At 57.5% G+C, this 25,772-nt stretch carries 16 protein-coding genes and 1 pseudogene; 7 read left to right on the top strand and 10 right to left on the bottom strand.

Features of this window, described 5'->3' with window-relative positions:
- The first annotated feature begins 29 nt into the window (after positions 1 to 29).
- From CKW23_RS20370 to CKW23_RS20360, 3 genes are all read left to right on the top strand, one after another.
- Entirely contained in the window at positions 30 to 1,028 is a 999-nt protein-coding gene (locus CKW23_RS20370) for an NAD(P)-dependent oxidoreductase (protein ID WP_095068208.1), read from the top strand.
- A gap of 66 nt (positions 1,029 to 1,094) precedes the next feature.
- On the top strand, positions 1,095 to 1,955 hold the full coding sequence (locus CKW23_RS20365) for an ATPase (RefSeq protein ID WP_025261668.1): 861 nt from the start codon (positions 1,095 to 1,097) through the stop codon (positions 1,953 to 1,955).
- Between the two features lie 512 nt (positions 1,956 to 2,467).
- The gene (locus CKW23_RS20360) at positions 2,468 to 3,010 is read left to right on the top strand and encodes a hypothetical protein (RefSeq protein ID WP_143008667.1); all 543 of its coding nucleotides are present in this window, start codon (positions 2,468 to 2,470) and stop codon (positions 3,008 to 3,010) included.
- 67 nt (positions 3,011 to 3,077) lie between these two features.
- Here CKW23_RS20360 and CKW23_RS20355 read toward each other — a convergent pair whose 3' ends face one another.
- The 3 genes from CKW23_RS20355 to CKW23_RS20345 are packed head-to-tail and all read right to left on the bottom strand — an operon-like array spanning position 3,078 to position 5,656.
- Entirely contained in the window at positions 3,078 to 4,127 is a 1,050-nt protein-coding gene (locus tag CKW23_RS20355) for an alkene reductase (RefSeq protein WP_025261666.1), read from the bottom strand.
- Positions 4,128 to 4,148: 21 nt separating this feature from the next.
- Positions 4,149 to 5,315, bottom strand: coding sequence for an MFS transporter (locus CKW23_RS20350; protein ID WP_095068206.1), 1,167 nt, complete (start codon positions 5,313 to 5,315; stop codon positions 4,149 to 4,151).
- Positions 5,316 to 5,341: 26 nt separating this feature from the next.
- Positions 5,342 to 5,656, bottom strand: a complete 315-nt coding sequence (locus tag CKW23_RS20345) for a helix-turn-helix transcriptional regulator (RefSeq protein WP_025261664.1) — start codon at positions 5,654 to 5,656, stop codon at positions 5,342 to 5,344.
- Positions 5,657 to 5,813: 157 nt separating this feature from the next.
- Here CKW23_RS20345 and CKW23_RS20340 point away from each other — a divergent pair, with 157 nt between their 5' ends.
- Positions 5,814 to 6,413, top strand: a complete 600-nt coding sequence (locus CKW23_RS20340; RefSeq protein ID WP_025261663.1) for an ACP phosphodiesterase — start codon at positions 5,814 to 5,816, stop codon at positions 6,411 to 6,413.
- Here the strand turns inward: CKW23_RS20340 and CKW23_RS20335 are convergent.
- Both CKW23_RS20335 and olsB read right to left on the bottom strand, forming a co-directional pair.
- A complete protein-coding gene (locus CKW23_RS20335; protein WP_025261662.1) occupies positions 6,371 to 7,162 on the bottom strand; it encodes a 1-acyl-sn-glycerol-3-phosphate acyltransferase in 792 nt (263 codons plus the stop codon). The genes CKW23_RS20340 and CKW23_RS20335 overlap by 43 nt on opposite strands.
- Positions 7,162 to 7,917: an L-ornithine N(alpha)-acyltransferase gene (gene olsB, locus CKW23_RS20330; RefSeq protein ID WP_025261661.1), complete on the bottom strand. Its 756-nt coding sequence runs from the start codon at positions 7,915 to 7,917 to the stop codon at positions 7,162 to 7,164. Before olsB ends, CKW23_RS20335 begins: the two co-directional genes overlap by 1 nt.
- A gap of 272 nt (positions 7,918 to 8,189) precedes the next feature.
- Here olsB and CKW23_RS20325 point away from each other — a divergent pair, with 272 nt between their 5' ends.
- From CKW23_RS20325 to CKW23_RS20315, 3 genes are all read left to right on the top strand, one after another.
- A complete protein-coding gene (locus CKW23_RS20325) occupies positions 8,190 to 9,296 on the top strand; it encodes a serine hydrolase (RefSeq protein ID WP_095068205.1) in 1,107 nt (368 codons plus the stop codon).
- Positions 9,293 to 9,631, top strand: coding sequence for a hypothetical protein (locus CKW23_RS20320; protein ID WP_025261659.1), 339 nt, complete (start codon positions 9,293 to 9,295; stop codon positions 9,629 to 9,631). Before CKW23_RS20325 ends, CKW23_RS20320 begins: the two co-directional genes overlap by 4 nt.
- A 138-nt stretch (positions 9,632 to 9,769) precedes the next feature.
- Positions 9,770 to 10,927: a phosphatidylserine/phosphatidylglycerophosphate/cardiolipin synthase family protein gene (locus CKW23_RS20315; protein ID WP_025261658.1), complete on the top strand. Its 1,158-nt coding sequence runs from the start codon at positions 9,770 to 9,772 to the stop codon at positions 10,925 to 10,927.
- Between the two features lie 43 nt (positions 10,928 to 10,970).
- Here CKW23_RS20315 and CKW23_RS20310 read toward each other — a convergent pair whose 3' ends face one another.
- The 5 genes and pseudogenes from CKW23_RS20310 to CKW23_RS20290 form a co-directional block, all read right to left on the bottom strand.
- The gene (locus tag CKW23_RS20310) at positions 10,971 to 13,790 is read right to left on the bottom strand and encodes an RHS repeat-associated core domain-containing protein (RefSeq protein WP_051427745.1); all 2,820 of its coding nucleotides are present in this window, start codon (positions 13,788 to 13,790) and stop codon (positions 10,971 to 10,973) included.
- Between the two features lie 166 nt (positions 13,791 to 13,956).
- Positions 13,957 to 16,734, bottom strand: coding sequence for an RHS repeat domain-containing protein (locus tag CKW23_RS20305; RefSeq protein WP_025261657.1), 2,778 nt, complete (start codon positions 16,732 to 16,734; stop codon positions 13,957 to 13,959).
- 187 nt (positions 16,735 to 16,921) lie between these two features.
- Positions 16,922 to 19,813 carry an RHS repeat domain-containing protein gene (locus tag CKW23_RS20300; protein ID WP_025261656.1) on the bottom strand — a complete coding sequence of 964 codons (2,892 nt, stop codon included), beginning with the start codon at positions 19,811 to 19,813 and terminating at the stop codon, positions 16,922 to 16,924.
- A complete protein-coding gene (locus CKW23_RS20295; protein ID WP_095068204.1) occupies positions 19,813 to 24,123 on the bottom strand; it encodes a SpvB/TcaC N-terminal domain-containing protein in 4,311 nt (1,436 codons plus the stop codon). The genes CKW23_RS20300 and CKW23_RS20295 overlap by 1 nt, the downstream gene beginning before the upstream one ends.
- An 18-nt stretch (positions 24,124 to 24,141) precedes the next feature.
- A pseudogene (locus CKW23_RS20290) lies at positions 24,142 to 25,772 on the bottom strand (toxin); the annotation flags it as partial.

Genomic DNA, 25,772 nt, shown 5'->3' with positions numbered 1-25,772 from the left:
TGCAGACATATGAAATGTGGGAGCGGTAAATGAAGATTCTGGTCACCGGCGCAAGCGGCTTCATCGGCGGACGCTTTGCGCGTTTTGCTCTTGAGCAGGGCATGAGCGTGCGCATCAATGGCCGTCGGGCCACAGGTGTCGAGCATCTGGTACGACGCGGCGCCGAGTTCATCCAGGGTGATCTGGCGGACCCGGAACTGGTCAAGGCCTTGTGTCATGACGTGGAGGCCGTGGTGCATTGCGCCGGTGCGGTCGGTTTATGGGGGACTCGCCAGGATTTCGTCCAGGGCAACGTGCAGCTCACCGAAAACATTGTCGAGGCCTGTCTGAAACAAAGAGTGCGAAGGCTTGTCCATCTTTCGTCGCCGTCGATCTATTTCGACGGACGTTCGCACCGCGACATCAAGGAAGAGCAAGTGCCAAGGCGCTTGCACAATCACTACGCCAGCACCAAGTACCTGGCTGAGCAAAAAGTGTTTGGCGCTGAAGAGTTCGGGCTTGAAGTCATCGCCTTGCGGCCGCGTTTTGTAACGGGTGCGGGCGACACCAGCATTTTCCCGCGCCTGCTGCACATGCAGCGCAAGAAGCGTCTGGCAATCGTGGGCAATGGCCTGAACGTGGTGGATTTCACCAGCATGCAGAATCTTAACGACGCCATGTTAAGCAGCCTGCTGGCAACCGGGTCGGCGCTGGGCAAGGCCTATAACATCAGCAATGGTGCGCCGGTCCCGCTGTGGGATGCCATCAACTATGTGATGCGCCAGATGCAGTTGCCTCAGGTCACGCGCTATCGCTCATACCGGTTGGCGTATACCGCCGCGGCGATCAACGAAGGCGCATGCCTGTTGTGGCCGGGTCGACCTGAACCCACGCTGTCGAGGTTGGGTATGCAGGTCATGAACAAGGATTTCACGCTTGATATCAGCCGGGCCAGGCATTATCTGGATTACCAGCCCAGAGTCAGCCTATGGACTGCGCTGGATGAGTTCTGTGGCTGGTGGTCGGCCCAGCAGGGTGGTTCGCGCTGAAACGGCAACAGAGCCCGGTTATACTGCGCAACTTTGGTTTCAACCGTTTCTTTTAAAGGGTTACCCATGCGTAACGATCCATACGACGACGTCGATGACGTTCCGAACCTCAGTGCCAAGGACGACGATGACGATGATTTCGTCCCTACCAAAGGGGCTCGTGAACGCACGACTGTGCACTCGCGCACCACGCCGGTGGTCAAGGTCAAAGGGCCGAGCACCGGTCCGCTCTGGGCTTTGGTGGGCGCTTTGTTCATTGCGTTCTGTGGTCTGGGCTGGTGGAGCTTCCAGCAGGTTTCCCTGATGGAACAGCAACTGGTCGCGACCCAGGAAAGTTTTGCCCGCATCAGCGAGGAAGCGGCCGGTCGCCTACAGGATATTTCCGGCAAGGTGGTCGCGACCGAATCCCTGAGCAGCGATGGCGAAGCCCTCAAGCAGCGCATCAAGCTTCTTGAAGCGCAACTGGAAGATCAGGACAAGCAACGCGCAGGTGTCGAAGGGCAGCAAACCAGCCTGGACAAGCGTCTGGAGCAGATATCCACACAAGCTGCGCAGCAACAGCATGACAATGCGCAGTTGCAGGAACAGCTCAAGAACGTCGCTATCGAACTGACAGCCCTCAAGACCGCATTGCCGGACCTCAAAGCTGCCCAGAGCGATCAGGCCAAGTTAGACACCCAGCTCAAGAGCCTGAGTGCCGATGTAGCGACTCTGAAAAAACAGGGCAACCCGTCAGCGGCCATCGAGCGCCTTGAACAGGACCTTGTGGTGCTCAAGAGCGAACAGGAAAACCGCCCGGCACCTGTGGCGGCCAGTGCTGGCAATACTGCCGAGTTCGATGCCTTCCGCGCTCAGGTGACCCGCAGCATCAACACCCTGACCAGCCAGATCCAGACGTTGTCGCAGCAGGTCAACGCCAGTCGATAAGGTTCAGGCCTGCCCCGTGGCAACTTTGTCGCGGGGCAGGTCGATTTCAGGTTCTCGCCTTGGGACAGTGACAGGCGCTTGAACAGTGCGCAAAGGCACTCTTTCGTGCGCGTTTTAATTAGGGTTAGACGGTTTTTTATAAGTAATCGATTTTTGTTTTTAATGAGTTTCTTGTTTGAATTTGTTAAGTAAAAATATCTCACTCAATAAATAAATATACGAAATATTGGGTGGCAGGTATTACTGTGGAGGTGCGGTTTTAAATAGGAGTTTAAATAATGAATGGAATCAAGAGTATGAAAGGCGTCGAAAATAAAGTATCGAACAGGGCTGAGGAAAGTTTTAAAAGTTCTGACGATTATAGTGACGTTGTGGGTGTTCCTGCGGGGCCGGACAAGCTTGCAGATTTGCAGCAAAGGCCCCGCGTGGGGATAAAACCACCCAAGCCAGGCTGGCCTCCCACCAAGCCACCGAAGTTTCCTACCAAACCGAAACAGCCTCCGGTCAAGCCAGTGGCACCTCCCAAGCCTCCGGTCAAACCGACACTACCGACCAAGCCGCCGGTCAAGCCTGTTCTGCCCGTCAAGCCGACAGCTAAAAAGCCTGCAGTCAGCCCGGTCCCGCCAACACCGGTTTTCAGCGGCTCTGCGCCCAGCATCAATGCTTCAAGTCTGCCGCCTGCTCCAGTGCGACCATCGCGTCTGGAAACAACATTGAACGTAATCAATACGGCAACGGGTGTTCTGCAATTGGTCCATCCGCTCAATAGCGTATTCAACCCCAACGGGACCGTCACTTATCCCAATGGGAGTGTTGCCGATGCGCAAGGGCAATCGGTCACCAGCCCTGACGGCACCGTGCAGAACGTGGACGGTACTATCGTGCATGCCGATGGCACCACGCAGTATGTCGATGGTAGCTATCTGTATAAAGATGGCACCTGGTTGCTGGCCGATGGTTCGGTGAAGTATCCGGATGGTCGCTGGAAGTTGGCCGATGGCACGATCACGGATGCAGACGGTAATGTGCAGGGCTCTGTTGAAAGTACAAAGTAAGTAAAAGTGTTCTGATGCAAAAAAGCCCTGGCTCTTTCGAGTCAGGGCTTTGTGGTGTTTTTTGTGATTACAGGCGTGGGTAATCGATATAGCCAACCGGGCCTTTGCCGTAGAAGGTTTCAGGAATGGCCGGGTTCAGCGGAGCATCCTTTTCCAGGCGCTCTACCAGATCCGGGTTGGCGATATAAGGCACACCGAAGGCCACGGCATCGGCCTTGCCTTCTGCCAGCCAGGCATTACTGCTGGCCTTGGTGAATCTTTCGTTGGCGATGTAAACGCCACCAAAGGCTTTCTTGAGTTGCGGCCCGAGGCTGTCGCCTGCTTCCTTTTCCCGGGAGCACAGGAATGCGATGCCGCGCTTGCCCAGTTCAGTCGCTACATAGCCGAAGGTTTCGGCCAGGTTGTCGTCGCCCATGTCATGCAGGTCGGCGCGTGGTGCCAGATGCACACCGACACGGCCCGGGCCCCAGATTTCGATGATTGCGTCGGTGACTTCCAGCAAAAGACGGGCACGGTTTTCCAGAGTGCCGCCGTATTGGTCGTTGCGCTGGTTGGTGCTGGTCTGCAGGAACTGATCGATCAGGTAACCGTTGGCGGCATGCAGCTCCACGCCATCGAAACCGGCAGCCTTGGCGTTTTCTGCGCCGACCCGGTAGGCCTCTATCACATCACCGATTTCCGCCAGTTCCAGCGCGCGAGGTGTCACGAAGTCGGACTTGGGACGCAGCAGGCTCACATGGCCAGCCGGCTTGATTGCGCTCGGTGCTACAGGTGTTTCGTCGTTCAGGTACGAAGGGTGGGAAATACGCCCTACGTGCCACAGTTGCATGACAATGCGGCCACCGGCGCCATGTACCGCCTTGGTGATATTGCTCCAGCCGCGAACCTGATCGTTGGACCAGATACCTGGCGTATCCGGGTAACCCACGCCCAGCGGCGTGACCGAAGTGGCTTCGCTGATGATCAGGCCTGCCGAGGCGCGCTGTACGTAGTACTCGGCCATCATCGCATTCGGTATGCGGCCTTCGTCGGCGCGGCAGCGCGTCAGTGGCGCCATGATGATGCGGTTAGGCAGTTGCAGATCGCCCACGGTGATCGGGTCAAAGATAGTTGTCATGCGTCGAACCCTCTTAAATGATCAGTTGGTAGCAGGAGCCAGATCGGGATTGGCGGTCTGGCGGAAAGTAATCAGGGTGACCAGCAGTGCAAGCACGGCCAGCACGGCTGCGGCCAGTGGCACGCTGGTCAGGCCAAGGCCATGAGCGATGACACTGCCGCCGACCCACGCGCCCAGCGCATTGCCGACGTTGAAGGCGCCGATATTCAGGGTCGATACCAGATTCGGTGCGGCCTTGCCGAAGGTCACGACATTGATCTGCAAGGCAGGCACTGCGGCAAAGGCAGCAACCGCCCAGAGGAAGAGGGTGATTTCAGCCGGGATCAGCGCCACGCTGCTCCAGCTCAGGATGGTGGAAATCACAGCCATGGCGATGAACACGCCAATCAGGGTGGTCGGGATGCTGCGGTCAGCCATCTTGCCGCCCAGGACATTGCCCGCTGTCAGGCCCAGGCCGATCAACAGCAGGGTCCAGGTCACGCCGTTCGGCGACACGCCAGTCACTTCGCCCAGCAATGGCGCAACGTAAGTGAACAGGGTGAATACCGACGCTGCGAACAGGGCAGTCATGCTCAGCGACAGCCATATACCGACGCCCTTGAGTGCGGCCAGTTCGGCACGCATGTCGAGTTTTTCTTCCTCGCGGTTGCCCGGCAGGAAGCGAACCAGACCGATGAAGGCAATGACGCCGATAATGGTCACGGCCCAGAAGGTCGAACGCCAGCCCGCGTATTGACCCAGTGCTGTGCCCAGCGGCACGCCCAGCACGTTGGCCAGCGTCAGGCCGGTAAACATCAGTGCTACGGCAGAAGCGCGGCGGTTGGCCGGGACCAGGCCTGCGGCAACCACTGAACCGATCCCGAAGAATGCGCCATGGCACAGGGCTGTGACGACACGGGCGAACATCAGCACGTCGTAGTCGCTGGCCAGCGCGCAGAGCAGATTACCGATGATGAAAATACCCATCAGCGTGACCAGTGCGGCCTTGCGCGGCAACTTGGCGGTGGCCAGGGCCATGAACGGGGCTCCTATGGCTACCCCCAGTGCATAACCGGTCACCAGCCAGCCGGCGCCGGGGATCGAAACACCCAGGTCGGCGGCGACATTGGGCAGCAGGCCCATGATGACGAATTCAGTGGTGCCGATGGCAAAGGCGCTCAGGGCCAGAATAAGTAAGGGAAAGGGCACGTGGCGTCTCCTTGGGGGCTGGGGCGTCATGACTGGTTGTCCAGTTCCTGCACCAGGGCTTTGACGAAGGCTTCGATGGTTTCTTCATTGCGTCTGAAGAAATGCCATTGCCCGACCTTTTTGCTGCTGATCAGGCCTGCGCGTTGCAGAGTGGCGAGGTGGGCTGAAACCGTGGATTGCGACATCCCTGCACGCTGATCGATCTGACCGGCGCACACGCCGTGTTCGATGGAGTATTCCTGAGTCGGAAAGCTGGCTCGCGGATCCTTGAGCCAGGTCAGGATCTCGCGGCGCAAGGGGTGCGCCAGGGCTTTTATTATTTCGTCGAGGTCGATGGTCATGTCGTTCTCAGTTAACGGTATATCGCGATAGAGCGAACTTTATATCTGTATTTCGCGATATACAAATATGCAATTGCGCTAAGCAAGGATCAAATCGGTATATCGGGTTATAACGATATATAGACCGGCACTCTGAAAACGGCGTAGGCTTTGCTCCATGAATTACCTCGCACACCTTCATCTTGGCGGCCAACGGCCCGCCCAATTGCTCGGCAGCCTGTATGGCGATTTCGTCAAAGGGCCTTTGCCGGGGCGTTTTCCTGCGGAGCTGGAAGCCTCGATCCGGCTGCATCGCAGCATCGATTCATTCACCGACAACCATCCGCTGATCAAGGATGCGATGGCTCGTTTCCCGGTGCAGCGGCGACGTTATGCGGGGATCATGCTGGATGTCTTTTTCGACCATTGCCTGGCACGGGACTGGCACCGCTATGCCGATATCCCGCTGCAAACCTTTACCCGCAAGGTCTACGGTGCACTGGCCGCTGAGCCTCAATTGCCAGAGCGCCTGGCACTGATTGCGCCGCGCATGGCGGCGCAGGACTGGCTGGGTTCGTATCGGGAGTTCGAGGTGCTGGAGCAAGTGCTGGGCGGGATTTCCAGGCGTCTGTCACGGCCTGAAGGGTTGGCCGGTGCCATGCAGGAATTGCAGGCGCTGTACCAACCCTTGAGTGCGGATTTCGATGAGTTCTATCCGCTGTTGCAGGACTTCGCTCAAGCAGCCCTGGCTGGGCGCGACACCGCTTCGCTCGGCTGAGCGGTTTCACCAAACAGCGCCACCTGAACTGCCTGTTGTGCCTGAAATGCCAGTGCGGCACGTTCCAGGCCGGCAGTGGGAATCGGCTCCAGCAGATGGATATGCACATCGCCCTGATCGTTGGCGAACAGGCGGCGCAAGTGCGACAGCAGATCGTCATCACCAATGAACGGCGCAATCGGGTCCGGCTTGCCGTCGCGTGAATAGGCAATCGCCACGGGTTGCAAGGCCACGCCTGTTTCGATGGCGCTGGACAGCAGGCGACCGTGGAAGGTGCGCAGGGCACGGCCATCGGTGGTGGTGCCTTCCGGGAAAATCACCAATGGCGTGCCGTGTTGCAGATGGCTGCCCATCTGGCGCTGGATCAGGCGGCTGTCGCCCGAGCCGCGACGAATGAACAAGGTGCCTGCCTTGAGCGCCAGCCAGCCCGCAACCGGCCAGGTCCGTACCTCGGCCTTGGACAGAAACGACAGCGGCGCGAGCATGCCCAGCAGTGGAATATCCGTCCATGACACATGGTTGCTGACCCACAGCATTGGCTGAGTCGGCAGCTTGCCGCTGACCGTCACACGAAAGGGCAGGGCATTGGTCAGGCGAGCCATGAACCAGCGAGTCCAGCGTTGTCGGCGTTCCATGGAACTGCCGACTTTCAAACGCTCCATCACCGCAAAGGCTGCGGCAATCGTCAGCCCTACAGCAATCACCAGCAACACCCGTGCAACACGCGCATGGCTGCGCAGGCGGCTCATCACACGGCTGCCTTGAAGTGACGGGCATAGCGCGGGCACAACTCGTCGCGTTTGAGCAGGATGAACACATCGGCGACCTGGAAATCTTCATCCCAGCAAGGCTCGCCGCAGATCTTCGCACCCAGGCGCATGTAGGCCTTGAGCAGTGGCGGCATCTCGCAGATCACGTTATTGGGAATGTCGAGTGTCGGCAGCGGGTTCTTGGGTTCGGCGCGCAGGTTTTCGGTGCACAGATAGCGTTCGCGCAAACGCTGCATGATCGCATGAGCCTGAATGCCGCCGTCCTGCATCGGAATGCTGGCGCAGCCCATCAGGTAGCTGTAACCACCTTCGTTGAGGACTTCCGCCAGTTCGCTCCACAACACGGCGATGGTGCCGCCGTTGCGGTAGGCCGGGTCAACGCAGGTGCGGCCCAGCTCCAGGATCGGGCCTTGCAGATGCAGCAGGCCGTGCAAGCTGAATTCTTCTTCGCTGTAGAAGCGGCCCAGAGAGCTTGCGGCCTTGTGATCGAGCAAACGGGTGGTGGCGACCAGGCGACCGGTGTTGAGGTCGCGAACACCGATATGCGAGCAGTGGACATCGTAGTCATCAATATCCAGACCCAGTTCAGCGCCTTTGAGACGGGCGTTGAATTCTTCGCTGAACACGCTGAAACGCAACGCCTGAGCTTCCTGCAGGGCGTGTGCACCGATCAGGCGTTCGGCCTGAAGACGACGGTCAGAAGTGTTGTCACGGATGCGGGCAATCTGGGTCATGCGAAATCTCCATAAGCCAGCCATGCAAGTGCGGCCGGTTGACTGAATTGTCCAAGCGCTTGCTGTATGTGCAGGCTAGGGAGCCGTCGTGTCATGGAGGTGAAGCTTTGGTGATGGTTGTGTGACGGGGGCGGGTGATGGTGTTGGTTGTTAGCCTTCGCGAATGAATTGGCTCCCACCTCATTCGCACCACCCAATGTGCTCCCGCCAGAGATCTGTTCTGTCACGAACCCCTGCTAAGGTTGCCCGGTTATTCTCCAGAGACTTTGGCCATGTCCCGTCGTTTTGTCCGGTTATGTCTGCTTTTGCTTGTGGGCCTGAATGCCTTTGCGGCACTGGCCGAAGACTGGCCAGGTGAGCAATGGGTCGTTGAGCCCGTTACGCCGACAGCCGCGCTCAAGGCGCTTGAGGACTACGCTTTTGCGCCCCGTGACGACACGACCCGCGCAGGTGTTCGCAGCGATGCCCTGCTGGTGATTCGTGACGGTCGTATCGTCTATGAACGCTATGCCGGAGTCACAACGGCCCAGACGCCACACCTGACCTGGTCAATCAGCAAGAGTGTGTTGGCCACTGTGTTGGGGGTGGCATTCGGGCAAGGGCGTTTCCAGTTGAATGATCCCGTCGCAAAGTTCTACAGCCCGCTCAAGACGCATCCAGACATGACCGTTCAAGACCTCCTGCACTGGGCATCGGGCCTCGACTGGCAGGAAGACTATGAATACGCGCCGCTTAACTCATCGGTCGTGGCCATGCTTTACACCCGAGGTCGTGACGACATGGCCCGTTTTACGGCCAGCCATGGGATTGCCAGCGCTGCGGGCACGTCGTATCGATATTCCAGTGGCGACAGCAATGTTCTGTCCGCCGCCTTGAAAAACATGGTGGGTGAACAGGTTTACCAGGACTATCCATGGACCGCGCTGTTCGACCCGCTTGGCATTGGCAGTGCGACATGGGAAACCGATGGCAGCGGCACCTTCGTCGGTTCTTCCTACACCTACATGACCGCCCGTGACCTGGCGCGTATTGGCCTGTTGATGCAGCGCGGCGGGCGTTGGCAGCAACAACAGTTGCTGCCGACCGCCTGGGTGGATTTTGTCCTGACGCCTTTTAGCGGCCAGAACGTACAAGCGAGCGCCGAAGTGCCGGGCGGACATTGGTGGCTCAATCGGACCCATGACGGTGGCCATGGCCCGTGGCCGGATGCTCCGCCCGAGACCTTCGCGGCGCTTGGGCATTGGGGGCAGGCGCTGTATGTGATCCCCAGCGAAAAGCTCGTCATCGTGCGCTATGCCGATGACCGCGATGGCAGCTACGACCACAACCGGATGCTCAAGCTATTACAGGTGGCCTTCGGCAAGGAGGGCGGGCAATGAGCGCACGTCGAATGTTTATCCTGCGTCGTCCCTTCAGCAGTCTGCTCTTGTTGGCGCTCTTGATGATCTCCGTACTCGCCTGGCAATACCGTGTTGCCTTGCAAGCGTTCCCCACCATCATCAGTGCCTACACGGCCAAGGAGTACTGTTCGTGCCGTTATGTGATGAACAATCCTGCCGATTACTGCCGCAGTTACGTCAAGCAATACATTCCCGCTACCCTGACGGATGACTCACTAAACAAGTCGGTCAGTGCCAGCGGGTTGGGACGCAGCAGCGTTGCGGCGTGGCAGGGCACACGTCAGGGGTGTCGTTTGCTGCCTGATGCACCTTGAGAGACGAACCGAGTTGTTTGCCAGCGGTCTGACAGGCGGATAAGGTTGCCCTTGAATGTGCATTCGGAGTTTTCATGCCCAAGCTGCTTGCCCACGCCACCCTCGCTACCGCTGTTTTGATCTTCACGGCACGCTGACGTGGCGGGAGCGATCTTTCCCTGGCGGCCGGACAACCACTTTCAACTGCTGATTGATGGCCCGACGTTTTTCCCGCGCATGATCGCCGCCATCGACCGCGCCGAGCAGCAGGTCGATCTGGAGCTGTATCTGGTCGAAGCAGGCGCCTGTGCGGACGCCATCGTTCGAGCGTTGGCCGAAGCCGCACGACGCGGTGTGATCGTGCGCTGTCTGTTTGACGACTTCGGCTCTCAGGCTTTCAGCACCGGATTGCGCAGGCAACTGACCGACGCCGGGGTGATCCTGCGGTTCTATAACCCGATTCGCTGGCGACGGGGCATCCGCAATTTTTACCGCGATCATCGCAAGGTGCTGGTGGTGGACAAGGCATTGGCGGTGGTGGGCGGTACGGGTGTCACGGATGAATTCTGGGAGCCGAGCCATCCGGTCAGCCAGTGGCATGAAGTGATGGTGGAAATCACCGGCCCGCTGGTGATCGACTGGCAGGCGTTGTTCGACCGTCAGTTCCACGCCAACCTGCACCGCACGGCCTGGCGACCCATGGAAGACTTCGGTCTCAGGCATCTGCCAAGAATTCCTGAGTCCGGTCACGGCCTAGGGCGCGTGGCTTACGCCGATGCGCGTCAGCATCGCGATATCGTGCAGTCTCTGGTCCGCGCGCTGAACAGCGGCCAGAAGCGTATCTGGCTGGCGACGCCATATTTTCTGCCCACCTGGAAAGTTCGCCGCTCGCTGCGCAAGGCGGCTTTGCGAGGTGTCGATGTTCGCTTGCTGCTTACCGGCCCGCGTACCGATCATCCCTCGGTGCGTTACGCCGGGCATCGCTATTACCCGCGTCTGCTCAGGGCCGGAGTGAAAATCTTCGAGTACCGGCCGCGATTCCTGCACCTGAAAATGGTGCTGATCGATGACTGGGTCAGCATTGGTTCCTGCAATTTCGATCACTGGAACCTGCGCTTCAACCTTGAGGCCAACCTCGAAGCCATCGACCCGGACCTGACCCGCGATGTGGTTGCCAGCTTCGACAAGGATTTCGCCCAGAGCACCGAAATTACTCTGGACGCCTGGAAAGCCCGACCTTTGTGGCGCCGGGTCAAGCAGCGGCTTTGGGGCTGGATTGATCGGTTGGTGGTCAATCTGCTGGATCGGCGCAACTAAGCGGTGATGTTGGAACGAATTCATTCGCGAGCGAAAGTTACACTTATTTATAAAAGGTAATGAAGTTGGGTATTCTTCGCTTATGATTAGCCAGTGCCGCTTGATCCATAAGTATGGTCCCGTTACGGGAGACAACACCCAACACGGAACTGTCGCCACCATCCAGATTGACTGACCAGCCTGATGTCGCATTCATACTATCCAGTTTGAGCATTACATTTGCCCATTCGGGCATTGTATAGGCACGGGAGCTTTGCGTTCTGCCTCCACCCAAACCTACTGCGATACGAATTCTGGATTCTTTATCGAACACGACCGGCATACTGATGCCCGAACGCTGATTGGGCGTGCCTGCATGTCCCAGTTGTCCGGGGGCAGCCGTCTCTGGGGAGTATTGGAATTTTTTATCCTTCAAGTGCTCTTCAGTAAACTCAAGCTTGCCTCCGGACGTCAATAATGGGCCTGTGTGAATGGTCGAGCCATCACTCATGGTAAGGGGGACATAATACTGCTCGTAACCTTTGGGAATATCGACTGACGCTTTCTCCTTCCCTCCCATGAATATCTTCCCAATCGCTGCATGTGTAGGTGCAGAGGGTGATGCTTCACCTCTGTTGTTATAGAAGCCACCGTTGATGAAGGCGATATAATTACTCGTCGGAGCGCCAGCCTCTTCATATATTTTGAAACCGGGTGCAGACTTTAGTGGGAAACGGTAGTCGCCACCTGAAATTTTGCTTTTATAATCCGACTCTAGAGATAGATAAGAAAGTTGGCGTTTACCTTTGAAGGGACGAGCGAAATTTATCCCCATTCTTGAAAATAATTCATTCTTGCCTTCTATGCTCACTGCAATTATGCCAGGGGCAAATGTTTTGACGCTTATGTCACTCGTGTTCTTCCGTTCTTTGATTTCATCGACCGCGAGCCTCCAACGTTCTCTGGCCATTTCGTTTTTTTGTCCATCTGGATCAATGCGATTGATGGGGTTGTTCTCGACAAAGCAAAAGAGATTCAACCCATCCACATCGCCTGACGGGTCCGGGTTGATCCAGCGCTGCAACCATGGCGCGTAATACCTGAACCCGTAGTAATACAACCCGCTGGCATCACGCTCTTTACCTGAATATCTAATTGTCTTGTATTTCGCTTCCACAGCACTGCGCGCAGCCCACCACGATGTACCGCCAAACGGGTAGTAACTTTCCTGGCTGATCAGGTTGCCTTGCTGGTCCAGTTCCAGAGTGTTTGAGCCCAAGTGATCGCTCAGGCTATAGCGGATTTGATCATTGGCGATGCCGCTCGGCAGACCTGCCTGCCAGTGCAGTATCCGACTGTTTCGGGCTGTGATGACGTGCAAAACTTCTCCATCGGCAGTGGTGCGGATTTCCAGCCCCGGCAGGTAGCGAACCTCGTTATTCAGCGTGCGACTGGAGGCCAGAGTGCTGTTGATCTTGCGGCATCTTTGCCCTTGGCCGTCGTAGATATAGCGCTCGTTATCGCTGGCTTCGGTGGCGCGGGTGACGGTGGTGATTTGCTGTAACTGGTTGCGGACATCCCACTCCATCGTCTGGCCACGGACCAGTTGCAACTGGTTGCCGTTGGGGTCGAAGCCGGTATCAAAGTCCGCGTCGGTTTCACCTTCGGGCAGGCTGCGATTGCTGTCCTCTGCCACACGCATGGTGCGGGTAAAGTTTTGCGCGCCGACGTGGCGCATCTGCAACAGATTCCCGGCGCTGTCGTAATCGTAGTTTTGGGTGTAATTGCTGATCTGGTTCGGATCGGGCGGCAGCGGCTGCAAGCCGGGTAGGGCAGGGCCGTGACTGGCACCGGTATTGACCTCGCGGCCCGTGGCCTCGATCAACTGATAGAGTGTGTCGTAGCGGCAGTGATTAATCGCCTCGACGCGCTGATTGGCGAAGAAGCGAACCGGTTGGGCAGCGTCTTCGATTCGCAGGATATTACCGACCGGGTCGTAAGCGTAGATGAGGTGCTGCAACGCTGGATCGCCCGCACGAATTTCCATCAAACGACCATCTTGAGGATCGTAGAGCGAGCGGCTGATCACACCATTGCCTGCGGTTTCCTGCTCAACCTGATTGAAGGCGTTGTACTGGATATCACTGACCAGCGTCTGCGTGGTGCTCGATGACTTCAGATCGACGGCTTTCAATTGCCCGGCTACGGTCTGTTTGAGGGACTGCGCATTACCCATGGCATCGGTCTGCCGAATCTGTTCGCCCAGAGTATTGAACGCCCACTGTGTTTCCAGGCTGTCGCTCTCCAGAAGGGCATCGCGCTCTGCTTCGGCCAGTGGCCAGTCCGGTGTTTCCAAGGCATGCAGAAAATGCCGAGCTTCGATCAGTGCAGCCCCGAGCAAACCGTAATCCGGCAGATGGCGAGTCCCCGCCGTATCGTCATGGCGAATGAGCTGGTTGCACTGGTTGTGCTCAAAACCATCTGGCCCACCGTAGTCAAGCCGCTCGGTTACCAGCCCGTCTTCGGTGATTGCCAACGGACGCAACACAGCATCGTATTCAACCTGGCGTCGGCTACCGCGACTGTCCCACCCTTCAACCGGCAAGCCTGCTTCGTTCAATAACCCGAGCCGCCAGCCGGCGTCGACGCTTTCGGTCAGCAACGCCTGATTGCTGAGGCTGTAAGTCGTGCTGAGGTTGGGAAGTGCAAGACGAGGATCACGCTGGCTGACCAGACGTCCCGCGGCATCGTAGGCCTGGCAGGTTACCCGCTCATCGGCAGGTTGATCCTGCTTGCTGCGGCAAAACTCAACGCTGCGTAGCGCCAATCCACGCGGATCGATAACGAGCAGCCTGGGTGTGTGAGTGTGCAGTGCCATATTCATTCGCAAGCGTCCCTGTCTGCGGTCTGACATGAGTTTAGTTCAAGGCGATTGGATGGCTTGTCCATATATCGAATCATGTAGGACCGGATTTATCCGGGAATAGGCCTCCTGTATTCTTGCAGGCCGGAATACTTTTTTGCGAATGCCGTCAACTTCGTATCTCTTTTTATGGCTGACCGCGTCTCTGTGTTGTAGGGGCAGTCTGCGTCAAGATGTTTTTCATGTAATACTCGTGTAAGTGATGGGCTGCATGCATTAGGCTGTCAGCATTATTGGCGGAAACCCTGGCAGCAATACCGGGGTTTTGATTAAATTGAGTGATTGCAGTATTTAAATCTGTGATGAACTCAGGGGCAGGATAAAAAGTCTTGACCCGTTCTATGAAGTTGTTGGCGGCCGGTAAGATGTATGAGAAATAGTTCAAGTTCAAACCTCCACTGGTGATGATTTCGGAAACGGCTTGGTATGGGGGTTTCTGGGTTATATTTCCTCCCCCTGTCAATAGGGAGATGTATTCTGCGAAGATATAGTAATTGTCCGTTGAGGAAGGGCCTTTTACTGCACTTTCCAGTACGTCGTCTATGTGCGTCAGCTCGTGGCCTATGGTATGAGGCAGCTTTTTTGTATAGGCATGTCTGGTATCTATGGCTATCCGGCCTAGAGGGTCTTCGGGGAAAATAAAGGCGCTGAGCTTCTCGTTAGGGGTTCTAATTCCAAGAAACTTTCCTTCTCCATCATCGCTCAGGTATTCAGAGGCCCGTATATAAGAGGATTCCCACGAGTGGGTAACGTCGTGTACGACATCAGAATATTGGTAGCCAAAGAAGCTGCGCATAATGTCGGCGCTTTCGTTTGGGTAATACCTTATCATTTCGCCTGCATGCTGGTAGGTGATTTGATTGCTGACTAAGGCTCTTTTTATATTTTCTTTTAAATCATCCGGGAACTCATCCAGGCCCCGAAACATGATAACGTTTCCGGCGTTCAGTATCTCTTCTTCGACTGGGTCTCGTACCCCTATATAAATCCTGCCGTCCATATCCTTATGACAGACGGGGGAATTACCCACAAAACAAAAAAGATTCAACCCGTTCACATCACCCGTCGGGTCCGGATTGATCCACCGCTGCAACCACGGTGCGTAATACCTGAAGCCGTAATAATACAATCCGCTGACATCGCGTTCCTTGCCCGAATACCTCACCGTCTTGTACTTCGCTTCTAATGCACTGCGAGCCGCCCACCATGCCGTGCCACCAAACGGGTAATAACTTTCCTGGCTGATCAGGTCGCCTTGTTGATCCAGTTCCAAAGTGCTCGATCCCAGGTGATCGCCCAGGTTGTAGCGGACCTGGTCGTTGGCGATGCCGCTCGGCAGGCCTGCCTGCCAGTGCAATACCTGCACGCTGCTGCGCCCCGCCTGAGCGGTGATGACATGGAGGATCTCGCCATCGGCGTTGGTGCGGATTTCCAGGCCCGAAAGGTAGCGAGCCTCGTTATTCAGCATGCGACTGGAGGTCAGGGTGCTGTTGATCTTGCGGCAGCGCTGGGCCTGGCCGTCGTAGATATAGCGTTCGTGATCGTTGGCCTTTGCCGCGCGAGTGATGGTGGTGATCTGCTGCAATTGATTGCGTCGATCCCATTCCAGCGTCTGGCCGCGGACCAGTTGCAGCAGGTTGCCGTTGGCATCGAAGGCTGTGTCGAAATCCACATCCACTTCACCTTCGGGCAGGCTGCGGTTACTGTCCGGGGCTACGCGCATGGTGCGGGTAAAAGACTGCGCGCCGACATGCCTCATCTGCAACAGATTGCCCGCCGCGTCGTAGTCGTAGTTTTGGGTGTAATTGCTGATCTGGTTCGGATCAGGCGGCAGCGGCTGCAAACCGGGCAGGGCAGGACCGTGACTGGCACCGATATTGACCTCACGGCCCGTTGCTTCGATCAACTGATAGAGCGTGTCGTAGCGGTACTGATTAATCGCCTCGACGCGCTGGTTGGCGAAGTAACGAATCGGTTGGGCAGCATCTTCGATCTGCTGGATATTGCCGACCGGATCGTAAGCGTAGATGAGGTGCTGCAACGCCGGGCTGCCCGCCCGGATTTCTATCAAACGACTATCTTGAGGATCGTAGATCGAGTGGCTGATCACACCATTGCCCGCCGTTTCCTGCTCGATCTGATTGAAGGCGTTGTAACGGATATCGCTGACCAGCGTTTGCGTTGCACCGGATAACGTCAGATCGACGGCTTTCAATTGCCCGGCCACGGTCTGCTTGAAGGACTGCGCATTGCCGATGGCGTCGGTCTGTAGAAGAGGCTCGCCCAAGGCATTAAAGGCCCATTGTGTTTCCAGGCGATTGCTTTCCAGAAGGGCATCGCGCTCTGCTTCGTCCAGTGGCCAATCCGGTGCTTCTGGATCAAGCAAAAAATACCGGGCTTCGATCAGTGCAGCCCCGAGCACACCGTAATCCGGTAGATGGCGAGTCCCCGCCGTATCGTCATGGCGAACTGGCCGGTTACACTGGTTGTGCTCAAAACCATCTGGCCCACCGTAATCAAGCCGCTCGGTTACTTGCCCGTCTTCGGTGATTGCCAACGGACGCAACACAGCATCGTATTCAACCTGGCGTTGGCTACCGCGACTGTCCCACCCTTCAACCGGCAAGCCTGCTTCGTTCAATAACCCGAGCCGCCAGCCGGCGTCGACGCTTTCGGTCAGCAACGCCTGATTGCTGAGGCTGTAAGCCGTGCTGAGGTTGGGAAGTGCAAGACGAGGATCACGCTGGCTGACCAGATGTCCAGCCGCATTGTAGGCCTGGCAGGTCACACGCTCATCGACAGGCTGATCCTGCTCGCGGCGACAAAACTCAACGCTGCGTAGCGCCAATCCACGCGGATCGATAACGAGCAGCCTGGGTGTGTGAGTGTGCAGTGCCATGTTCATTCGCAAGCGTCCCTGTTTGCGGTCTGACATGAGTTTAGTTCAGTGACATTGGCCGGTTTGGCCGTATGTCACATCCCCCCTGATCGCGGCCAAGGCCCCTCCCACAGGGCCATATGGGAGGGACCTTGGCCACGAGCGGTATCTACAGCATCAGCAGGTCTGCGCGAATTCGCTTCACCTGTCGTTTTCACAATCTAGTCATCTTGAACTTTGAGTTTTGTCGACTCGGTTTCCTTGCTTCAATGGACAGGTCTCGGGCGTTTTTAATAATGCCCATTACCGTTCTCATCTTTTTGTTCAAGGTTTCAACCGATGCTCTTTCTTTCAACGGTATTACACTGACCTTTACCGACTCTATGCCGATTCTTTCAAACTCATCTTTGAGAGCGTTCATCCTTTCTAGCAAGTCCGTCTCCAGTGTATTCAGATGGGTGTCCAGCTCCCCCCATTTCTCAGGTTCTATCTGTTTTTCGCTGTGCTGTATTTCGTATGTCAGCTCCACGAATTCCGGAGCGTGTTTTATGGCAATACCGACCACTGGTGTTTGCTCCAATGCTGTTCCAGCCATCAATTTCATCATGTTGTTGCGTGCTTTTTGATCTCTTAGATCGGTATATTCACGGGCCGCATGTATCACCGTCCCATGCAGTGAGTGGGCTGTTTGCGAAGCTTCATCAAATATCTTTTCAGGGTCCAGTTCGCTGTTTTTCAAATTGATGGCCGTGTTCCATTTCAGTCTGCCAGTGGTTTTTTCCGCTATGTACCCTGATGCCTTCGCGGCTGCGAACCCACCGACGAGTACAGCTCCGCCCGCCACCCACCCGGGGGGGCCGCATGCTCCGCATGCGATTGCCCCAACCAAGGCTCCCGCTGCAGCGCCACCGCCTGTAGAGCCGGCCATTTTTGCGGTAGTCTGGCCCATCAGGGAAGTGCTGCGTTTGACAGCCGAGATACCACGCTCCTCATGGTCCAGATAGTTTTCTATCTGCTGTATGACTGCATTGACCCGCTCTTTAATAAGTTTCAGCGCTGCCAGATGAACAACCGTATTGTGGATAAGTCTCCTTTTGGCTTTGCTTCGATCTTGCTGTCCGGATGAATCCATTCTTCCATCCAGATCGAATCGACTGATGGGGTTGTTACCCAGCATCTGATATAAATTCAAACCGTCGATATCGCCCGCCGGGTCCGGATTGATCCAGCGCTGCAACCATGGTGCGTAATAGCGAAAACCGTAGTAATACAGCCCGCTGGCATCGAGTTCCTTACCCGAGTAACGCACCGTCTTGTACTTCGCTTCCACGGCACTGCGCGCTGCCCACCAGGCCGTGCCGCCAAACGGGTAGTAGCCTTCCTGGCTGATCAGGCCTCCTTGCTGGTCCAGCTCCAGGGTGCTCGACCCCAGATGATCGTCCAGGCTGTAACGCATTTGATCGTTGTCAATGTCGTTCGGCTGGCCGGCCTGCCAGTGCAGAACCCGCACGTTGCTGCGACCGGCCTGGGCCGTAATGACATGCAGGATTTCGCCATCGGCGGTAGTGCGGATTTCCAGGCCTGGCAGGTAGCGCACTTCATTGCTCAACGTGCGGCTGGAGGTCTGGGCGCTGTGGATCTTGCGGCAGCGCTGGCCCTGGCCTTCGTAGATGTAATGCTCGTTATCGCTCGCTGCGGTGGCGCGGGTGACGGTGGTGATCTGCTGCAACTGATTGCGTAAATCCCACTCCAGCGTCTGGCCGCGCACCAGTTGCAACAGGTTGCCATTGGCGTCGAAGGCGGTGTCGAAATCCACCTCCACTTCACCTTCGGGCAGGCTGCGGTTGCTGTCCGGTGCCACGCGCAGGGTGCGGGTAAAGGCTTGTGCGCCGACATGGCGCATCTGCAACAGGTTGCCGGCGCTGTCGTAGCTGTAACTCTGGGTGTAGTTGCTGACCTGATTCGGGTCGGGCGGCAGGTTTTGCAGGACGGGCAAGGCGGGGCCATGGCTGGCACCGGTTTTGACTTCACGGCCTGTGGCTTCGATCAATTGATAAAGCGTGTCGTAGCGGTAGAGGCTGATGGGTTCGATACGCTGGTTGGCGAAGAAGCGAATCGGTTGGGCGTTGTCTTCGATCATCAGGATATTGCTGACCGGGTCGTAACCGTAATGCAGCGACTGCAAGGCTTCACTGCCTGCGCGGCCAGCGGTCAGGCTTTGCAGCAGGCCGGTGGATGCCTCATAAACGATCTGGCTGACCACGCCGTTTCCCGCTGTCTGTTTTTCTACCTGGCCGAATGCGTTGTAGACCATGCCATCCACAAGCGTGGTTTCGTCCTGTGAATTCAGTTGTAGATAGACGCCGCTCAGGTTGCCTGCAACCGAGTAGGCCGCACGTTGGACATTGCCTCTTGCATCGGTTTGCAGTGTCGGCTCTGCGACAGCGTTGTACTGCCAGTGCGTGGTGAATGCTTCGGTTTCCACCAGGTCGAGATAGTCCGTTGCGTCTGTCCAGTCAGGCAGTTCCGGGGTTTTCAGGAATTGCCTGGGCTGGCTGAGAAGCTGGCCCAGAACCCCGTAATCGGGAAAATGCAGCGAGCCTGCGGTGTCATCCAGGCGAGCCAGTTGACCGCACCGGTTGTGTTCGGCTGAATCATCGCTGCTGTCGGCATACACCGAGCGGATGATCGTGCGGGCATTCTGCTGTGCGTCGATTTCCACTGTCGCCACTGGCCTGAGGTAGGGGTCGTATTTGATCTGCCGTGTGCTGCCGCGTGCATCCCAACTTTCAACGACATTGCTGGCCTCAGCCGATAAGGTCAGTTCCCAGCCAGCGTCCACGCTCTCGGTCAACAGCGGGACTCTGGTAAGGCTGTAACGGTAAGTACGGGTGGTGGGTGATGCTGCATCCTGTTGCGCGAGTGCCCACAGGCGTGGGTCCCAGAGCGCAGTGAGGCGGCCCGCTGCGTCATAGGCCATGCGCGACGTCAGGGTGAGCGGTTCGTCCTGGTCCTGAAGTTTGCGATATTCGGTTGCGCGCACCGTCAGGCCCCGCCCGTCAATAGCAGTGACAATCGGGGTGTGGGAGTGCAGTGCATTGCTCATCAGTGCTCTCCTGACGCCTTCAATGCCAGCATTTCTTCAGCTGTGTCGTTCTCGTCCTCGCTGATGCTGTACCAGGTGCGGTAAGTCTGACGTCGCATCCAGCCCTTGGCGGTGAGGGTAATGGTCGGGCGCCCCAGCGGGTCGTAGAACTGTCGGTCGAAATAACCATGTTCACGCAACGATTCGTCTTTCACATAGACATGACGGTTGGCGAAGTATGGGCGATAGACCCGCACCGCCAGCCCCTTGTTGTTGTATTCCACACGCTCGCTTATCCGCCAGCGGGGCGAGGCGTGGACGATTTTCGGTTTGCCGCCTTCCAGTATCAGCTTGCCGTATTCGTCGACCGCATAGGCGTCGCCATCCTCGACCAGTTGCCGGGTCTGCAAGGTGCGTGCGAAGCCATCCACTGAAACCAGGCTGATGCGGATCTGTTTCTGCGGATCGCCCGGGTAGCGGTCTGCCTGAAGGACCGCACTGGCAAAGGGGATGCTGCCCGTACCAAATGAGACATTGCCGTCGTAGTAATAAACGGCTGCCGAATTTCTCAGGGCACTTGCAGGCGAATTGATTGCCTCGTTGCTGCCACCCCAGACGCGGGTCTCGGGATCGAGCGGATCGAAGCCGACCTCCTGGCCCAGCTCGGTGCCGTAGAAACTGCTGGCCCATAACCGACCGAATGCATCGTAGTCCGCCTCCTGGGTGTTGTGGTTGGGATCGACAATCCGGAACACTTGCAGCACGCGGTAGTTGTAAGTCGCTGTGGTGATGCAACCCACCGGGTCGGTGATCTTGTTCACGAACAAGCTGTAGGGGTCGTATTCAACGCTGGTCCAGCCATGGCTGCGCGTCGGCCTGAATGTGGTGATGCGATAGAAGGCTTCAGGCCCGGCGTAGGTGAAGAATCCCTGCTTGACCGACCAGAGGTTCAAACCGTCATCGGGCAGGAACGAGGGCATCTGTTGGTAGCCCACTTCTGCGAGTCTGATGGCCAGTTGATCGGCATCCATGACGCGCTCGTAGGCGCTGAGCGCGTGATCGTCCAGTTCTGCGTTTTCGACGGCGTCGGCCAGCGCCTGAAAAGTCGCCTCCCCATCGCCTGCACCGATGTAGCGTTGTACCGACAGGCCGATGAGTGTGCGGGGCAGGGCGGCGAATGTGCCTTGCGGGTCGATGAAGTGCTCGTAGCTGATCTGCGACGGTGCCAGTACGCTTGCCGGAACGACCATGGCATTGCCCCGAGTCCTGTAGGGTAATCCCAGGCGCCAGCTTTGCGGGCTGTCCAGGTGAATGCTTTCGTTGCGTGCTTCGTTCAGGTAGAAGTTCTGCTGTGCTTCGTCATGGGACGCCTGCCACCATTGTTGCTGCCAGGGGTCTTCAAACGGCGGCGTATCCTGCGGCTTCTTGCGCCGTGCATAGTTCACCGTCACGGCGTAAGTCACGGTGCCGTAATGGTCCCAGGCCAGGTTCAGTTGGTGCTGGCACATGGGGTCATCAAGCTGCTCGGCCTCGTATTGATACGTGATGGATTCCAGCGACATCGGCATCATCAAGGCGTAAGGCTGATGTGGCGATCGTGGCTGAAGCTGGCGTACCAGGTAGCGTTGCGCTTGTACGGAATACAGTACGCCGTCCGTGCTTGAGACTTCCGTGCGTAATGGCGAACCGCTGAGTGTACGGGCCATTTCCCGCCGAGTAGCCTCATCAGGTTCAACGATCAGTTGCTCGGTCTGGGTGTCCGGGTCGTAGCTGGACAACAGATGCTCACCCAGCGGCACGGCCTGCGGATCGCTGGCGTCGTAGTCGTCGTGAGGCTGCTGCGGGTCGCGCCCGGTATGAAACCAGGTTTTGTTCAGTACCGGCGCAGTAAAGCCCTCTTGTTGCTGAGGCGGTATTTCGGTATCGGTCTGCAAGACCAGCCCGAAGCCGCGGAACTCCCGTTCGCGTGGATCGTAAAAGCCTTGTCGATACTGGAAGAGCTGGCTCAGGGTATTACCGGTCACGATGTCTTTCTGGGTTTGCTTGACCACCACATGAACCGGAAATGGCAGATGTGAAACAGCGCTCTTGCCTGCCTCAAGCAAGTCCTTTTTCTCATCCAGCCATTCCTGAGCCGAGCTGCGATAAGTCACTTCGCCTGTCGTACCCATATGGTTGTCCGTGGCTTTGAGCAGGTAGGGTTTGTGCAATAAGCCGAATGCGTTGGCGGCATAGTGCAACGTCCAGTGGCGGGGCTGCATGTGTGGGGCGGTAATGATCAGGCTCGAAAAGCCCAGACCTTGCAGATCGGCACCGCTGACCTGGCAGAAACGGTCATAGCGCATTCCGTCGGGCCAGGCTTGCTCGAAAGGCGCGGCGAACGCATTGCCGCCTTCGTTCATGAACACCTGGATGCCGTCCGACTCAAGGTACAGCAGGTCGCTGGCTCCGGAGCCATCCATATCGGCCAGTAGAACCCGGCTCGAATCGAACGCCTCATAGCTGAACGGCAAGCTGGCGAACAGCTGGCCCTTGCCGAAACGCCCATGCCCCAGATTTGGCCAGAAGCGGACTTCATTGTGCCGAATGCGGATCAGATGCTGCTGCCCGGTGCCCAGCAAGTCGGCGAATGCCACCAGTTCATTGGGGCTGTCGCTGAGCAGTGGCAAGCGGTCATCGTCATGTGTGACGTCAGTCGGTGCTGCGAAGCCCGCCGCCCGGCGATTGGCATACAGCCGAACGCTGCGTGGGCCGATCAAGGCCAGATCCGAAAGCCCGTTACCCACCAGATCGGCCATCTGCCCCTGAGGATTAAAGAACTCGGGCGGGAAGGCCGCGAAGCTCGCAAAGCTTGACCAGCTCCGGTCCGGCTTGAGTGTGAAGAAACCGGACATGCCGGGCTGGGCAACGATCCAGTCCAGCCGTCCGTCGCCGGTCATGTCGGTGAGCGCCTGGCGTACCGGTGTGTTTGAGTCGGCAGTCGGGATTTTGGGCAACTCCTGCCACGGACCGTACGCTACGGCATCCGCACCGCCTGTATCAGCGCGTACCGGTTCCCGATAGCGCCAGCTCTTGTCCTCTTTATAGAGCACGCCGGGCAAGCCATCGCCGTACAAATCGGCCATCTGATAGCGCTGGCCGTCATTGAGGCCCGGCATCGAATCCATTGGTTTGTAAATGTCGTTTTTGCTATCGAATTCGCTGTAGGTAAATTGCAGGGTGGGCTGCTGTTGGAGTTGATGCATTGCTGTCCCGTCCCAGGCCTGTGAATGCGCACCGACCAGCGCGTTGTATTTGAGAGTGGTCTGTTTGTATTCCAGCAGCAGGCGCTGGACCAGCAAGGGTGACTCCTCCAGTTCGTCCGCAAAGTGATGAAACATCAGGACTTGCTGACACAGCCGCAGGTTGCCCAGCTCGAAGCCATAGGCAAAGCTGGAGTGCGGGTCGCTGCGCACCGGCCATTCAGCCTGCTCCGCATAGGTCGGTATGGTCTTTGGATCGATGCTGCGTTCGCCATAGTCGAACAGCAGGTCGAAGTGCCACTCCAGGTTTTCCAGCGAGTCTTCGTCCCACAGGTACAGCACCGGATGGGCCTTGGCGTTGCCATAACGCACCCGCCACAGATAACACTGGGCAATGAAGTCCCGAGGATAATCATCGGGCAGGCCGGCTTCGTCCTCGGCCTTGTACTCGTAGAGAATATGTTCGCCCGTGGCATTCATGCTTTCTTCCAGCAGCCACTCGGCGACCCGGTTGGCGTCGGCCGGGTCGGTGCTGCGTGAACTGGATTTCTTGCCGTAGAAATGCAGGCTGCCGTCGGCACCGTGAATCAGCCAGAAACCCGGATCGACCGGGTCGATGCGCCAGTGTTCTATTCGCTCGAACGCGCCTTCGATCCTGGCGAAATAGCGAACCACTTGATACGTCTTGCCCAGATCATGGCCGTTATAGCTGCTGGCACTGGTGAACTGGATGACACCATTGGCGTCGCGCTCCGGCAACCAGGCTTCGCCATTGGGGCCGAGGATCAGATCATCGTCGTTGTAGCCGGGCACGCCTTTGCTGGCCCGCCGCGCCACGCAGCCGAGGTTCAGGCTCCAGCCAATACCGAACAGGCCATTGCCGATGGTGCTTTGGTATCTGAGCGAGAGCGCAGGGTCATAGCCTCGACCAGGGCTTACAGGCAAGGCGATTTCCAGAGACGCCGAACCGTTGCTGCCAACGGCCCCCCAGCTTTTGCCAATACTTTGAATGGCCCCACCCCCTTTGGGCAGCGAGGGCGTCGCGACTGCCGGCTGCGATGGTTGTTGCGATTGTGCTTGAGCGTCCATGGCTCTGGCTCTCCGTTGTCAGCTGCTTTTCGCGGTGTAGCGCACGTGTACGATGATGTCGGTGATCGAGGCGATCATGCCCTCCTGGCTGGCACTGAACTGCAAGGCCCAACGGGAAATCGCTCCGGTGCCTTCAAAGGGCAGATAGCGCTCGTCATCGAAGTTGAAAACGAATATGCCGTCGTCATCGACGCCGGTTGAAACCGCAATCTGCTGGCTGGCGCGCATGTTTTCCTTCAGCGCCCCTTGCGGACCATTCATCTGTACGGCGCTGTAGGTTTGCGTGAGGATGGCGCGGATATCCTGATAAGGGCCTACTGTCACCGGCAGCGAAACGCTGACGCGCTTGATGCGGCGCAGGTAGTGGCCGGGATAGTCGGCGTCGAGCATCGCCTGGGTGATCTCGAATTCGGCGATGCCTTCCTCTGCCAGGCGAGCGACCACGGCGTCCCAGCCAGGATTGATGCTGGGGGCCTCTTCGGTGGAGACAGGCAATTGCTTCACTGAAACCGTCTTGATGATTTCCAGCTTGCGGTCGTTGCGCGTCAGATACGCCGCATCCATGCGCAACAGGTTCAGCTTGAGCGATTCGCCAGCGGTCAGGCCACGCCAGGCGTCTTTCCACGCGGCGGGCTTGATGAAGGTGGTCGCGTAGTCGGCAATTTCGTATTGCCAACAGGCTTGGGCTGCCAGGCATAGAGAGAAAGTGGCGTCGTAAGCCTGATAGTAAAAGGTCGAGAACTGGCCGTTGAGCCATTGGTACAGCTGGCTGTGGGTGAAGCGCTTGTTGAGGAATGCATAAATGACTTCGGCCTGTTTCTTCGCTTCCTGGGCCTGACGAAGTTGCAGGGCGGTGATGCGGGTCTGTGCGTCATGCACGGCCAGTTGCGTGTCGATGTGCTCCGATTCCAGCCTGGCCTGATCACGAGAGTTTTCCCACTCCTGCAAACGACGCCGGAAAAACTCCGTATGTTCCAGAGCGGTGCCGATGCTGTCTTCGAGTGTGGCGAGACCCTCTGCGCCGATGGCAACCATTTGAGGAATACCTTCAAGCTGGAATCCTCCTCCTGCCATGCCGGTTGCGGCCCCGCATACGTACCCGGCAACTGCGCCTGAATGAACTCCCAGATGGTTGGGGACGGGTTTCAGTGCTGCAGCAACAGCCTTCGAGACCGATGCGCTGCCGCTTGCCACTCTGGCCTTCATATGAGAAACAGCCGCATCGATCTCAATGTCAGTGACATTCTCATCCGCCAGCTTGCCGTAGAAGCTGGCCCGGGCATCGGCTATGGCCTTGGCGGCTTGCAGCGCCTTGCGCGCTTCGATTTCGACCTTTTGAGCTTCCAACTGCAAGTCGATGGCGTACTGCGCAAACTTCCACGCTTGCTGCTGTTGCAGTTCTATCAGTTGCCCTTGTTCCTTGCGTTCGATGATCGACAGCAGGGTATTGCCGAACTGAATCAGGTTATCCACTGCGCTACTTGCCCGGTTGAACATCACCGCGTAGCGGTAGTGCGGCGTTTCCTGGGCCAGCAGGCTGCCCGCACCGCCTTCGGTGGCGCCATTGGCGTAGGCGGCGAGCAGGGCGCGAGGGTCCAGAGGCGCGGCAAACAGCGGCAGAGACAAGGGTTTGCCATCCAGGGTCAGGG

Source organism: Pseudomonas sp. Irchel 3A18, from assembly GCF_900187465.1.
GTDB lineage: Bacteria > Pseudomonadota > Gammaproteobacteria > Pseudomonadales > Pseudomonadaceae > Aquipseudomonas > Aquipseudomonas cichorii.
Note: the sequence above shows the minus strand (reverse complement) of the source record. Positions and strands in the feature narration are given on the sequence as shown.